Annotated in this window: 10 protein-coding genes; 2 read left to right on the top strand and 8 right to left on the bottom strand. The window is 60.2% G+C overall.

Annotated elements, in window-relative coordinates; translation table 11 throughout:
- Positions 1-827: 827 nt before the first annotated feature.
- The 3 genes from cobT to QEZ52_RS14830 form a co-directional block, all read right to left on the bottom strand.
- Positions 828-2705, bottom strand: coding sequence for a cobaltochelatase subunit CobT (cobT, locus tag QEZ52_RS14840; RefSeq protein ID WP_406645203.1), 1878 nt, complete (start codon positions 2703-2705; stop codon positions 828-830).
- Between the two features lie 194 nt (positions 2706-2899).
- The gene (gene cobS / locus QEZ52_RS14835; protein ID WP_406645202.1) at positions 2900-3886 is read right to left on the bottom strand and encodes a cobaltochelatase subunit CobS; all 987 of its coding nucleotides are present in this window, start codon (positions 3884-3886) and stop codon (positions 2900-2902) included.
- A 364-nt stretch (positions 3887-4250) separates the two neighbouring features.
- Entirely contained in the window at positions 4251-4874 is a 624-nt protein-coding gene (locus QEZ52_RS14830; protein WP_406645201.1) for a DnaJ domain-containing protein, read from the bottom strand.
- Positions 4875-4979: 105 nt separating this feature from the next.
- On the opposite strand from QEZ52_RS14830, the gene QEZ52_RS14825 reads away from it, so the two are divergent.
- Positions 4980-5234 carry a BolA family protein gene (locus QEZ52_RS14825; protein WP_406645200.1) on the top strand — a complete coding sequence of 85 codons (255 nt, stop codon included), beginning with the start codon at positions 4980-4982 and terminating at the stop codon, positions 5232-5234.
- On the opposite strand, the gene QEZ52_RS14820 is transcribed toward QEZ52_RS14825, so the two are convergent.
- Complete coding sequence (locus QEZ52_RS14820) at positions 5231-5800, bottom strand: DUF4177 domain-containing protein (protein ID WP_406645199.1); 570 nt, start codon at positions 5798-5800, stop codon at positions 5231-5233. The genes QEZ52_RS14825 and QEZ52_RS14820 overlap by 4 nt on opposite strands.
- A 279-nt stretch (positions 5801-6079) precedes the next feature.
- On the opposite strand from QEZ52_RS14820, the gene QEZ52_RS14815 reads away from it, so the two are divergent.
- Complete coding sequence (locus QEZ52_RS14815) at positions 6080-6865, top strand: MBL fold metallo-hydrolase (RefSeq protein ID WP_406645197.1); 786 nt, start codon at positions 6080-6082, stop codon at positions 6863-6865.
- Between the two features lie 168 nt (positions 6866-7033).
- Here QEZ52_RS14815 and gatB read toward each other — a convergent pair whose 3' ends face one another.
- The 4 genes from gatB to pepN all read right to left on the bottom strand — a co-directional run bounded on the left by gatB (position 7034) and on the right by pepN (position 13328).
- Positions 7034-8545, bottom strand: coding sequence for an Asp-tRNA(Asn)/Glu-tRNA(Gln) amidotransferase subunit GatB (gene gatB / locus QEZ52_RS14810; protein ID WP_406645195.1), 1512 nt, complete (start codon positions 8543-8545; stop codon positions 7034-7036).
- Positions 8546-8791: 246 nt separating this feature from the next.
- Complete coding sequence (locus tag QEZ52_RS14805; RefSeq protein ID WP_406645194.1) at positions 8792-10090, bottom strand: hypothetical protein; 1299 nt, start codon at positions 10088-10090, stop codon at positions 8792-8794.
- 215 nt (positions 10091-10305) lie between these two features.
- A complete protein-coding gene (locus QEZ52_RS14800) occupies positions 10306-10737 on the bottom strand; it encodes a hypothetical protein (RefSeq protein ID WP_406645193.1) in 432 nt (143 codons plus the stop codon).
- A 38-nt stretch (positions 10738-10775) separates the two neighbouring features.
- Positions 10776-13328 carry an aminopeptidase N gene (gene pepN / locus QEZ52_RS14795; RefSeq protein WP_406645192.1) on the bottom strand — a complete coding sequence of 851 codons (2553 nt, stop codon included), beginning with the start codon at positions 13326-13328 and terminating at the stop codon, positions 10776-10778.
- Positions 13329-13469: the final 141 nt, after the last annotated feature.

Genomic DNA, 13469 nt, shown 5'->3' with positions numbered 1-13469 from the left:
GCCAACCGTGCGCCGCTTTGACATTGGATGGGATCAGACAGAACACAGGTGTCCCGGAATGCGTTGGCCTCGCCGGTGCAGGGTTTGGGTGTTGCGGCCTTGAGGCACCTTGGGAAATGCGCCTGACAGGTCGATAAGGCCAGTTCAAAAAGGACTGTGTGATGGGGGCGTCGAATACGCGCCGACAGCAGCGCAGGCGCGGAACCCCGCCGCCGTGATCACACCGGAACTCCGGGCGGGCGGCCGGGGATCAGCGGGCGTTGCCCAGCTGCCAACAGGGGGGCGCTTCGCGGCCGCGCGCCGCATGTGGTCCACCGGCGCAAATGGGCGGGATCGCGCGTCACAGTGGTGTTGCGTCCTGGCGGTGAGCCTGCCGGCTCTTTCCCGGTTTGTCTGCGTGGTTCCAAGGCACTGGGGAGGGCGATGACCTTCGCCATGACCTTCGCCATGACCATGCCGATGACCATACCGATGACCATGAGGATGGGACTGCCGGGGCGAGACACGGCAAGATGATGCGCCAGGAGCTGCCCGTCATGGTTGGGCTGTCTGCCGGATTGGAGGCACCCAATGCCACGACGGAGGGCTCCCGCCCGTCCGCGATGCTTTGAAAAGCACCGCGTCCCGTTGGGCCGGGCACCGTGCCTGCGGCGCGGCGCAGGCGCGTCTGGTGTCCAGGTTTGTGTGTTCTGTGCTGCCTGCGAACCCAACAGCGACCAGCCCGCCGCCGCCGCCGGCACAGCTTTGCTGTGCCAGGCCCAACGGGTTTGGTCGCATCTTTGATGCGGTCAAACCGGGCGGGAGCCCACGGATGCGGGGGCCGCGCCCTAGCTGACCCTGCGGATGCCCATCACCCGCGCACGGGCGCGTGGGTCGCTGTCAAACAGCGCGGCCAGCTGTTCGGTCATGGCACCGGCCAACTGTTCCACATCGGTGATTGTGACGGCCCGGTCATAGTAGCGGGTGACGTCGTGGCCGATGCCGATTGCCAGCAGCTCGACCTGCTTGCGCCGCTCGACCATCGCGATCACGTCGCGCAGGTGTTTTTCCAGGTAGTTGGCCGGGTTCACGGACAGGGTGCTGTCATCCACCGGAGCCCCATCGGAAATCACCATCAGGATCTTGCGCGCTTCTTGCCGCGCAGTCATGCGCCGGTGCGCCCATTCCAGCGCCTCGCCGTCGATGTTTTCCTTCAGCAACCCTTCCTTCATCATCAGGCCCAGATTGGCCCGGGTCCGCCGCATCGGGGCGTCGGCCCGTTTATAGATGATGTGGCGCAGGTCGTTCAGACGTCCGGGCTGTTGCGGGCGCCCCTCGGCCAACCAGGCCTCGCGCGCCTGTCCGCCCTTCCAGGCACGGGTGGTAAAGCCCAGGATCTCGACCTTGACGTTGCACCGTTCCAGCGTGCGGGCCAGAACATCGGCACAAATCGCCGCGATGGAAATCGGGCGCCCCCGCATCGACCCCGAGTTGTCCAGCAGCAGCGTCACCACGGTGTCGCGGAATTCGGTGTCTTTCTCGACCTTGAACGACAACGGCGTGGTCGGGTTGGCCACCACACGCGCCAGACGACCGGCATCCAGAATGCCCTCTTCGCGGTCAAACTCCCAGCTGCGGTTCTGCTGGGCCTGCAGGCGGCGCTGCAATTTGTTGGCCAAACGTGATACGGCCCCCTTCAGCGGCTCCAGCTGCTGATCCAGATAGGCGCGCAGGCGTTCCAACTCGGCCGCCTCGGCCAGTTCCTCGGCGGCGATTTCTTCGTCATTGGTGTCCATATACACCTGATAATCCGGGTCGGCCTCGGACGCGGGGGGCGGGGCCGGGGGCTCCTGAGGGGCCTCGCCCTCGGGCATCTCGGTCTCTTCGCCCATGTCGTCTTCGGCCATCTCGTCCATCGACACCTGGGCCTGCTGCTGGTCCTGCTGCTGCTCCTGGGCCTGTTCGGCGTCCGCATCGGCCTGTTCCTGATCGGAATCATCCTCGCCGGTGCTGTCGGGATCGGGCTGTTCTTCGGCATCGTCTTCGGCCTGATCATCCTGCTGATCATCCATGTCATCCGGATCATCACCCAGCTGATCGCCATAGCCCAGATCGGTGATCACCTGACGCGCGAATTTGGCAAACTCGGCCTGATCGGCCAGCTTGTCGTCCAGATTGTCCAACGTATCGCCCGCCTGGCTCTCGATGAACGGACGCCACAGCTCCATCACATTGGCGGCGGCTTCGGGCATCGGACGACCGGTGGCCAGATGGCGCACCAGATACCCGGCAGCCACCGACAAAGGCGCATCGGCGGGCTGTTTGCACTGATCATAGCCACGCCGGATGGCTTCGTTCTGGATCTTGACGTCAATGTTGGATGCGGTGCCGGGCATGTCGCGCGCGCCCATCGCCTCGCAGCGCGCATTTTCCAACGCCTCATACAGATCCCGCGCCATGTCACCGGGCGGGGCATACCGATTGTGCACCCCGTCGTCATGGTATTTCAACTTCAACGCCAGCGCATCGGCCGTGCCCCGGGCCAGCAGAACTTCCTCGCGGCTCATCCGGCGGCTGACCTGCGGCAGACGCACGGAATCCCCGGTCACACCGGATGGATCGACCGTATAAGAGACGTTCAGCTCGGGATTGTCAGCCATCACCTTGGTGGCTTCGGCCAGCGCCTTCTTGAACGGATCGGCGGGGTTATCGTTGGGCTTTTTCATGGTCGCAAGGTGTCCTCGGTCGAAGCATTCCGCCATGCGCGGCTTTTGTCCAGCCTTCTTTGATCAAACGAGAGGGCGGGGCCTGGCCGCGGGCGGGAAACGAAGTGCCCGCCCCTGTGCTGCAAGCACGCCTCCTGCTTGACGGAGGGCGGGATGGGCACTGCCCGGCCTTGCGGCCGGGCGGCACGTCGCAGTTAACCCAGCGAAACGCTGGCTGCGCTTTCGGGCAGCTCTTCGTCAAAACAACGCTGATAGAACTCGGCCACGGTCTGGCGCTCCAGCTCGTCACATTTGTTCAGGAAGCTCAGGCGGAAGGCATAGCCGACATCGCGGAAGATTTCGGCGTTCTGGGCCCAGTTGATCACGGTCCGCGGGCTCATGACGGTGGACAGATCGCCGTTCATGAACGCAGTCCGGGTCAGATCGGCAACGGTCACCATCTGGCTGATGTGCTTGCGCCCCTCAGCCGTGTTGTAATGCGGGGCCTTGGACAGAACGATGGCGGTTTCCGCATCGTGGGACAAATAATTCAACGTCGCCACCAACGACCACCGGTCCATCTGGGCCTGGTTGATCTGCTGGGTACCGTGATACAGGCCCGTGGTGTCGCCCAGACCAACGGTGTTGGCCGTGGCGAACAGACGGAAATGCGGATTCGGCGTGATGATTTCGTTCTGATCCATCAGCGTCAGCTTGCCGTCATGTTCCAGAACCCGCTGGATCACGAACATCACATCGGCGCGGCCGGCGTCATATTCGTCAAACACGATCGCAACCGGGTTGCGCAACGCCCAGGGCAGAATGCCTTCGTGGAATTCTGTGACCTGCTTGCCATCGCGCAGCTTGATTGCGTCCTTGCCGATCAGGTCGATCCGGCTGATGTGGCTGTCCAGGTTCACCCGGACGGCGGGCCAGTTCAGGCGCGCGGCAACCTGTTCGATATGGGTCGATTTGCCTGTCCCGTGATAGCCCTGAACCATGACACGACGGTTGTGGCTGAACCCGGCCAGGATCGCCATTGTGGTGTCGGGATCGAACTTGTACGTCGGATCGCTTGCAGGCACACGTTCGCTGGCCTCAGCAAAGCCCTTTACGGTCATGTCCGTGTCAATTCCGAATACATCGCGCACCGAAACTGCGTCGGTTGGTTTCGCGTCGATGTCGAGCATACCATCAGCCATGCCTAAAATCCTTATTCTCTGCCCATCACAAGGGGTCTAAACCCGCATGTGGTGCACCAGTTTTAGGCCAAGGGCAAGAGGGCAGGGAAGGGTTTGACCACATGACGTGGTGATCTGGGTCAAACTGGCGTTACGCGCCGTGTTTTTAGGGATTTGTATTGATACAATAGGCGCAAAATTCCGGCGTAATGCAGGGTCCGGCACGACGGTCGCACGATGATCGCACGACGGTGGCACGGTGTTGTGCGCCCTGATTACGTACTGCCCGCGCCCGGACTGCACACGGGCACAGCCGATCGCCCCCGTCACGACCGCCCCCGTCACGACCGGGCCAGCGCCGGTCGCGGGCACTACCGCGCTGCGTTTACTTGAAGCTGCGGCTGTCCTTGATCTGATCCCAGGCCCAGACCACCTCTTGCAGCTGTTCTTCCTGGCTGCGGTCACCGCCGTTGATATCGGGGTGCAACACCTTGATCAGCTTCTTATAGGCTTTGCGGATCTCGGCCTTGGTCCAATTGTCCTTGGCTTCCAGGATCTCGATGGCGCGGCGTTCAGTGGGGGGCAGACGGCGGCCGCTGGCCGCGCCTTTTCCGGGGTTCTGGGTGGCGTTGTTGCCCAGCACCTGATGCGGGTCTTCGATGCCCAACCGGGCCCAGGCGCGGGCCTCGGGATCGCCCATGGGGCGGGTCTGGCGTTCCCAGACCTTGTCCTTGGACTGCTGCGCGTTCAGCTCGGCTTCGGTGGTGCCGTCAAAGAAGCTCCACTTGGCGTTATACTCACGCACATGATCCTGACAGAACCAGAAAAACTCATCCAGCACATCGGGTGCCTTGGGCGCGCGGAATTTCCCGGCCTCTTCACAGCCTTCGTGTTCACACACCCGCACGGATGTCTCGGACGCACCGGACATCCCACGCCGCCCGCGCGGGTTCTTCTTCTTGGCGGTTCGGACCGACATATCAAAACCAAAGGGATCGGATTTGGTCATAGGGGCACCTTTTGGACGCGTTATTCGACTCGGAGGGCAGATTGTAATCTATGCACCGCCAGATAGAAGAGGGGACGAGAGAAATATTTGCAAGGAGATGCGCAAATGTCCGTGACAGCTGAAATCCGCCACTGCCTACAAGACGCCTTTGACCCAACCGAACTGGAGGTGCACGACGACAGCGACGCCCATCGCGGCCATGCGGGGTATCAGGACGGCGGCGAAAGCCATTTCAACGTTCGGATCCGCGCCGCCGGATTTGCCGGGAAATCCCGGGTGCAACAACATCGCATGGTGCACAAGGCCCTGGGCGAAATAGTCGGGCGCATTCACGCCCTGGCGTTGGATATCGGGGCTTAATCGTCTTCGGTTTTCTTCTGGGCGGCCCGGACTTTCAGGGCCGTCGTCATGCCGGCAACCGGGCTGACCTCTTCGACACCGTCATCCTTCAACATCGCCACAGCGCCGGGGCCGGGCACCGAATGCGGGATCACGCCTTCGCCGTCATCGACCTCGATCGTGACCGCAGGCGCATTCGAGCCGCTCACGTCATCGTCGTTGGCGGCACCCACGGGCGGCGCAACCACGGGCGCAACTGGCTGAGCTGTGGCCGCGGGCACCTCTGTGGGGGTGTCCGCCGCTTTGGTTGCTTCGGTTTCGGCCGCGGTTGCGACAATCACCGGCACCCCCTGATCAACGGGGCGGCGAAACACCAAAACATTGCGCCAGTTGGTGGCGGACCCGGTCAACCCGGCGCGCTCCTCTGACGGCAGCAACTCGGCGCGCTGAAATTCCCACCCCTGCACCGCCATTTCGTTCAGCAGAGCCTCGATCGAATTGGCAAACCGCCCCTCGGGCCCCTTGACCCCCTTGGCCTTGGTGCCTTTGACCGGGGCGGGCACAACCTTGTACTCAAACTGCTGCATCGGGCTCTCCATGTTCCGGGGTATCGTCTTAGCGCATAGGCACCGGGGGTCAAGCACCGGCTTGTTTGAGGGGGCTCAGCGTTAGAGTGAACCTGGCGGAACGTCTATGACTGTGTCGCTTGTGCATGCACACTGGAACGCGGGGATGATCGCAGCGAAACTGTGCGCATAAGAGACTTCGACGAGACGCCCGACAGCGTTGGAATTGCTGCAAATTCGTCCATTTCGGCAAAATATGCTATGGTTTTGGGAAAGTCCGAAAAAAGGAGCCAGAGGGAAATGAAGATCCGGTTATTGAACGAAAATCTGGTGTCTGATCTGTGCTGGCTGGCAGAATGGGGGTTTTCAGCCTGGATTGAATACAAAGGGCACAACATTTTGTTTGATACAGGGTGGTCAGATGTCTGGTGCCGAAACGCGGCGACCGCCAATATCGACTTGGAAACAGCCGACATCATTGCGCTCTCGCATTTTCACAGCGATCACTCGCGCGGGCTTCTGTATCATTCGTTCAAGACACGTAAGAAAATTGTGCTGCATCCACGTGTCCTGACAGCGTTTCTGGATCCCTTTATTGAACCACCGGACCGCCATCTGCCGCACAATTACGCAGATATCGAAAGAAAAATCCGTGCGGATTTTCAGGTTGTTGAAGCGTCAGAACCGTTGGAGATAGCGCCCGGCGCATTCTTTCTGGGGCAAATTCCCAGGGTCGTGTCGTTCGAGCGCGGGTATTATTTTGAAGATCCGATGGAGGATGATACCGCTTTGGCCTTTCGTACGGACAAAGGCGCAGTGGTTGTGACTGGCTGTTCTCACAGCGGTATTTGCAACATTTGCACACACGCACAAAAAGTGACCGGACAGGACTTGTATGCGGTCATCGGCGGGTTTCATCTGGTCAACCCGGAAAAGCCCGCAGTCGATGAGACAATTGATTGGTTCAGGGCGGCGAATATCCCACGTCTGTTACCTGTGCATTGTGTATCGTTTGACATCCAGGCACGGCTACAGACCGTGTTTGGCTATGACCGACCAGGTGCTGGATCCTTGATCGAAATTTGAGGATCAAGAGAGCCGGGAGACCAAATGTACCGGCCAGAAAACCCGACATCAACCGGTGCACGGGTGGTGCACGTCCGGTGCACGCATAGTGCCGGGGGTTTTTTAGGGTTTTGACGTAAAAAAGGACGCCACCGCGGCGCCCTTTTCAGATCCAGATTTGGGCCCGGATTATTCGCCCAATTTCTGCGCGACCAATTGGTTCACGGCCTTGGGGTTGGCCTTGCCGCCGGTGGCTTTCATCACCTGACCGACGAACCATCCGGCCAGCTTTGGGTTCACCTTGGCCTTTTCCACCTGCGCCGGATTCGCGGCGATGATCTCGTCCAATGCGGCCTCGATCGCGCCGGTGTCGGTCACCTGTTTCATCCCACGTTTCTCAACGATATCAGCAGGATCGCCGCCCTCGGTATAGACGATTTCAAACAGGTCCTTGGCGATCTTGCCGGAAATGGCATCCGATGAAATCAGATCCACGATCCCGCCCAACTGTGCCGGGGAAACCGGGCTGTCGGCGATGTCGTGGTCTTCTTTCTTCAGGCGGCCAAACAATTCGTTGATCACCCAGTTGGCCGACAGCTTGCCATTGCGCCCCTGCGCCACCGCCTCGAAATAGGCCGCCGATTCCACTTCGGCTGTCAGCACCGAAGCGTCATAGTTGGATAGACCGAAGTCACTGATAAATCGCGCTTTTTTGTCGTCGGGTAGCTCGGGCAATTTGGCCGCGATGTCATCGACCCACGCCTGTTCAATCTCCAGCGGCAGCAGATCGGGATCGGGGAAATACCGATAATCATGCGCCTCTTCCTTGGAGCGCATCGACCGGGTTTCGCCCTTGTCAGGATCATAGAGCCGGGTTTCCTGATCGACCTTGCCGCCGCCTTCGACGATGGCGATCTGGCGGCGCGCTTCGACTTCGATGGCCTGCTGGATGAACCGCATCGAGTTCATGTTCTTGATCTCGCAGCGGGTACCCAGATGGTCAAAATCCTGGGTTTCCTGGTATTTCTCGTACTGCCCCGGCAGACAGATCGACACGTTCACATCCGCGCGCAAGTTGCCGTTCTGCATGTTGCCATCACAAGTGCCCAGATACTGCATGATCTGGCGCAGCTTGACGATATAGGCGGCGGCCTCTTCGGGGCTGCGGATGTCGGGGCGCGACACGATCTCCATCAGACAGACGCCAGTCCGGTTCAGGTCGACAAATGACATGTTCGGGTCCATGTCATGGATCGATTTGCCTGCGTCCTGTTCCATGTGGATACGTTCGATACGCACCATGCGGGCCTGACCATTGCCCAGCTCCACCAGCACTTCGCCTTCGCCCACGATGGGGTGATACAGCTGCGAGATCTGATAGCCCTGTGGCAGGTCAGGGTAGAAATAGTTCTTGCGGTCAAAGGCGGATTTCAGGTTGATGTCGGCTTTGAGCCCCAGACCGGTGCGTACCGCCTGTTCGACGCAGTATTCGTTGATCACGGGCAACATGCCGGGCATGGCCGCGTCCACAAAGGCCACATTCGAATTCGGCTCGGCCCCGAATTTGGTCGAGGCACCGGAAAAGAGTTTGGCGTTGGAGCTGACCTGGGCATGCACTTCCATGCCAATGACCAATTCCCAGTCATGCTTGGCGCCCGCGATCACTTTGGGCTTGGGGAGTTCATAAGTCAGGTCGAGCATGGTCTGTCCGCTCCATAGATACCGGTTTGCCAGCGTTCTAGGGCTGCAAAGGCCGAGGAGCAAGGGGGAATGGGCGCGAAAGCGACCACGAAGGCTCCTGCCCGTCGGCACCACCCCCTGCGGGATGGGCTCTCCCGTTGGGCGCGGCAAGGCACAGCAGAGCTGCGTCTTGCAGATTTAGCCGTATATTGTGGTTTGTGGTGTGAGTAAATTGCGAAATTGCAAGATAAAAAGCCGACCCTGCCCTTAGCCCGGGGCCAGCTTGGGCCCATTGGGGGTAAAGGTCACCCGCAGTCCCTGGCTGATTTCATCCTGGAACATATCTGCAATCACCTGAAGCGCATCAGCGCGCCCCCGTGCCGCAAATCGACGCGAAGAAGTCACCCGCGAATTGTTGTCAAACCCATCCGCAGCGTGCGCCCAGATCAAGGGGTGGACTTCGGTCAGATGGTCGCGGATCAGCCAACTGGCGGCATCAGAAATCTGCATCCTCGGCAGGTCGGCATCCTGATTCAATCCCAACCCGTTGCGCATGGCAACCGCGCAATAGGCCGCCAAAAGGTTGATCATCTCCTGATTGGGGCGGGCTGCAACAATGTCGTGCAATCCGTCCAGAAAGAAGGGCACATCTACGTTGGCACAGGCCTGATCATCAATTGCGATGGCATCGAAACAGACCCATGTATATCCGCCCGCGCCCCAGATGTCCTGGGTTCGGGCGGCGGTCCGGCGCGCCTCGAGTTCGAGATCGGTGTACGACCCGAACCAGCGGGGCAGCATGTGATTGCCCAATGCGCGCATGTGCCGGTGATTGTGAGGGTCCAGATCAATCAGATCTTCGTAGGTGTCGGCAATGCGACGCCCCGGGATCTGTTTGCCTGCCAACAGCGCACAACAGCAGGCAGCCAGGCTGGGACTGTTCAATTCAAGAAAGCAGTAGGGCTGCATGATGTCCGAAGCGCGGTCGAAATGCGCCGCAAACCGGGCCCGGTTCAGCTTGGGGACGACTGGGTCCCAATTGGTGCCCCGCCAGGCCCAGGCAATGTCGACATGCATATGGGCGACAATCATGGCAATATAGGGGTCTTGGGGATATTCGGCGCGCACCTCTTCCAGGCCAGAGATGCCATCGGTGAGCGTGCTGTGGGTCACCGGCAGATTGTCCTGAAGCCCGTGTTCCACGGCGTGAATCACATCGGATCGGGCTCCATAGGCCAGCAAGTCGGCAATGGGCATTCCGCCGGGCGTTGTGTCGCGGGCTTCGTCTGCGCTGCGGATTTCAGCCGAAAGTTCGTCCCAGCGATCCTGACGGGCCAGAAACTGGCCGCGGGATTGGGTGGTCTGACAGGCCGCGTCGTCGTTGCTGTGATCCGGGATCGGTATGTCCAGGAATTGTTCGGCGCGCGTCGGTTCGTTCAGCGCGGCGGGGGCAGGCAACAAAAGTTGGGGGGCCGGGGCCGACAAGGCCGGGACGCCAAACCTTTTGCCCAGTGCGGCGAGCAGAGGTTTCAGGGCATCCAGGGCAGTGTTTGGTCGGTTCAGCATCTCGGTTCCATCAATTGGCAAAAATTCGTTCAATTCCTGAAAATTGACAGCTCAATTGGGCGCAAAAAAGGCGCAGATGCGGTGTTTCGGGATCCTTCACCGGGAAATTGCGTGTCATCATGGTCCGGTGCGGAAACAGTGATCACGCCCTGTTTCCGGGGCGTGATCAATGGCGTGTTCAATAGCGGGTTATACGCGGGGCACCCAAGCGCGGATCACAGAAAGACAAAGTGGCGACGTTTCACGTCGATCCCGCGGTCTTGCAACTGCTGTTCAAACTGGCGGTGCGGTGGCAGGGATTCAAAAGGGATCCGCAGCGATTTGCCCGTGTTCAGCTTCAGCGTGACCCGGATCGAGAAATCCCAACGGGTGTCAAATCGGGCGATGTCGATTTCCGCCAGATCGATTTGATCGTGATGTGGACCACTGAACCAGCTGACATTTGTGTCCGTCAGGGTCAGCCCGGCCTGTGGATTGCGCCACAGGTCGGCCACGGCCGGCAGACCGGGCAGGGCCAGCCCCAGGATGATCCACCAGGCGGCGTCCACGCCCACCCATAGGCCCAACAGGATCAGATAATATGCCGCCACGCCAATCAGCGCCTTGGGGGTGCGGGTGTCGCGCCTGTGTATCAGGTCTGTGGGCATTGGCGGCTTCTCATCCATACTGGGGGTGGTGGCACGGCTCACGCGTCCAGAATCCGCGTGACCATTTCAGTTGTATCCCGGCTGAGCGTGTCCACGGCGGCAATCCGCTCCAGCTGAGCCCGGATCAAGGTTTGACGATCAGCGTCATACCGTTTCCAGGTTTGGAAGGCAGAACACATGCGGGCCGTGGTCTGGGGATTGACGGCGTCCAACGCGATCAGGTGATCGGCAAGCAGAACATAGGCGGTCCCCGATGCGTGATGGAACCCGGCGTGGTTCATGGCCAATGCGCCCATCACTGCGCGGAACCGGTTGGGGTTCTTCCTGTCAAACAACGCGTGCCGCGTCAGAGCCAGGGCGACAGTGGCGGCGGTGTCCGGTGCGGCACAGGCGATCTGCAAACCGAACCATTTGTCCATGACCAACCGGTCGCCCTGCCATTGGTCGAAAAAGGCCTGTGTTTGTTCCGTGCCTTTGTCGATCGACAACAGACAGGTGAGCGCCGCGCTCTGCTGGGTCATGTTGTTGGCAGATTCATACTGGCGCGCCGCCTGTTCGCCGCCGTCCAGACGGGACAACAGGGACAACAGGCGAAAGTTCAATGCCCGTTTGCCGGACCCGGCGGCGTCTGGCACATAAGCGCCGGGGACCGTGGTGTCGGCATATAGCCGCGGCAGGCTGTCGGACAGGGTTTGGGCCAACGTCTGGGCAAAGGTTTCGGCGGCATCGTAGATTGCCTGCGGATCCGGGGTGATCCCGCGATCAAACAGCGATTGCGCCAGGTCCGATTGGCTCGGCGGGTGCAGCACCAATGCACGGAATGCAGGATCTTGGGAGTCATCGCGCACCAATTTCTGCAAGGCGTACAGGTAATCCGCATTCGGCGCAGCGCCGTCGGTGATCATCGACAGACGCGCATTCTTGGCCAATGCGTTGCCTGCGTCCCAACGGTTGAACGGGTCGGTGTCATGGGCCAGCAAGAACGCCCGTTCCCCGTTGCTGGTGTCCCGGTCGAGAATCACGGGGGCAGAAAAATCACGCAGGATCGACGGCACCGGTCGGGCGGACAGTCCTTCAAACGAAAAACTCTGGCGGGATTGGGTCATTTCCAGAATCTGCGTGGCGTGTACTTCGTCCCCATTGGGGCCCAGCAGTCCGACGGAAATCGGAATGACGCGGGCCGCCTTGTCCGGCTGTCCTGGGGTGGGGGGCGTCGATTGTTCGAAGGTCAGCGTATAGGTGCCGTCCTGATAGGCGTCGCTGACCGACAGACGCGGGGTGCCGGCCTGTTCGTACCACAGTTTGAACTGGCTCAGATCGCGCCCTGTCGTGTCCTGAAACACAGCCAGCCAATCCTCGATGGTACAGGCCTGTCCATCGTGGCGGTCGAAATACAGATCCAACGCAGCCGCATAGGCGTCATCACCGACCAGCCGCTTGAGCATCCCGATCAGCTCGGCCCCCTTTTCATAGACGGTGGCAGTGTAGAAATTGTTGATCTCTTGAAAGCTGTCGGGCCGCACCGGATGGGCCAGCGGCCCGTTGTCTTCGGAAAACTGGCGTCCGCGCAGGTCGATCACATCGGCAATGCGTTTGACAGGCCCGCTGCGCATGTCGGCGGTGAACTGGGCATCGCGGAACACGGTCAGCCCTTCTTTCAGGCACAGCTGGAACCAGTCGCGGCAGGTGATGCGGTTGCCGGTCCAATTGTGGAAATATTCATGCGCGATGATCGCTTCGATCCGTTCGAAATTCATATCGGTCGAGGTTTCTTGGCTGGCCAGCACACAGGAAGAGTTGAAGACGTTCAGCCCCTTGTTCTCCATCGCGCCCATATTGAAATCATCCACCGCGACGATGTTGAAGATGTCGAGGTCATATTCGCGGCCATAGACCTGTTCATCCCAGGTCATGGATTTCTTCAGCGCCTCCATGCCAAAGGCGCATTTGCCTTCGTCCCCCGGACGCACCCAGATGTTCAGCTCCACATCCTTGCCGGATTGGGTGGTGAACCGGTCGGGGTGGTTGACCAGATCACCGGCGACCAGCGCAAACAGATAGGCGGGTTTGGGCCAGGGATCATGCCATTCGGCCCATCCATCCCCGGACCCTGTAGGGTTGCCGTTCGACAGCATCACCTTTTCCGGTCCGTTGATGCGCACGGTAAAGGTCGACATCACATCGGGGCGGTCGGGATAATAGGTGATCTTGCGAAACCCTTCGGCCTCGCATTGGGTGCAATACATGCCGTTCGACATATACAGCCCTTCGAGTGCAGTGTTGTTTGCCGGGTCGATTTCGACAATCGCCTCCCAGATAAATGGCGCATCCGGTACATCACAGGTCAGACCTTCGTCCGTGACATCAGGCGCGACCGTCGTGCCGTCGATGCTGGCCGACATCAGGCTCAGCTGTTCGCCATGCAAAAAGAAAGCCCTGTCAGATGAGTCCGGGTTGGGCCGGAACGCAATGCGGCTGGTCACGCGGGTGGCATTGGGGGCCAGATCAAAGGTCAGATGGACGCTGTCCACCACATAACCAAAGGCGGTGTAGTCCTTGAGATAGATAGTCTGGGGGGCAGCATCGCGCATGGGGGGCCTCGTGTGATGAATTGGCCCGACGTTAGGAAACTGGCGGGGTGGCTGCAAGCTGGCATTGCAGGGCGCGTGCGTGGTAGGGTGGCGTTGTATGCCGTTGTCTACAAAAAAACCAGAAAACTGTATTCGGTTAAA

It is taken from the genome of Aliisedimentitalea scapharcae (assembly GCF_045277565.1).
GTDB classification, from domain to species: domain Bacteria; phylum Pseudomonadota; class Alphaproteobacteria; order Rhodobacterales; family Rhodobacteraceae; genus Aliisedimentitalea; species Aliisedimentitalea scapharcae.
This window is presented reverse-complemented; position numbering and strand designations above follow the sequence as displayed.

What these genes read in the sequence shown, in the direction of transcription:
- cobT (WP_406645203.1), bottom strand. Translation starts at nt 2,705, where the DNA reads ATGAAAAAGCCCAACGATAACCCCGCCGATCCGTTCAAGAAGGCGCTG.
- cobS (WP_406645202.1), bottom strand. Translation starts at nt 3,886, where the DNA reads ATGGCTGATGGTATGCTCGACATCGACGCGAAACCAACCGACGCAGTT.
- QEZ52_RS14830 (WP_406645201.1), bottom strand. Translation starts at nt 4,874, where the DNA reads ATGACCAAATCCGATCCCTTTGGTTTTGATATGTCGGTCCGAACCGCC.
- QEZ52_RS14825 (WP_406645200.1), top strand. Translation starts at nt 4,980, where the DNA reads ATGTCCGTGACAGCTGAAATCCGCCACTGCCTACAAGACGCCTTTGAC.
- QEZ52_RS14820 (WP_406645199.1), bottom strand. Translation starts at nt 5,800, where the DNA reads ATGCAGCAGTTTGAGTACAAGGTTGTGCCCGCCCCGGTCAAAGGCACC.
- QEZ52_RS14815 (WP_406645197.1), top strand. Translation starts at nt 6,080, where the DNA reads ATGAAGATCCGGTTATTGAACGAAAATCTGGTGTCTGATCTGTGCTGG.
- gatB (WP_406645195.1), bottom strand. Translation starts at nt 8,545, where the DNA reads ATGCTCGACCTGACTTATGAACTCCCCAAGCCCAAAGTGATCGCGGGC.
- QEZ52_RS14805 (WP_406645194.1), bottom strand. Translation starts at nt 10,090, where the DNA reads ATGCTGAACCGACCAAACACTGCCCTGGATGCCCTGAAACCTCTGCTC.
- QEZ52_RS14800 (WP_406645193.1), bottom strand. Translation starts at nt 10,737, where the DNA reads ATGCCCACAGACCTGATACACAGGCGCGACACCCGCACCCCCAAGGCG.
- pepN (WP_406645192.1), bottom strand. Translation starts at nt 13,328, where the DNA reads ATGCGCGATGCTGCCCCCCAGACTATCTATCTCAAGGACTACACCGCC.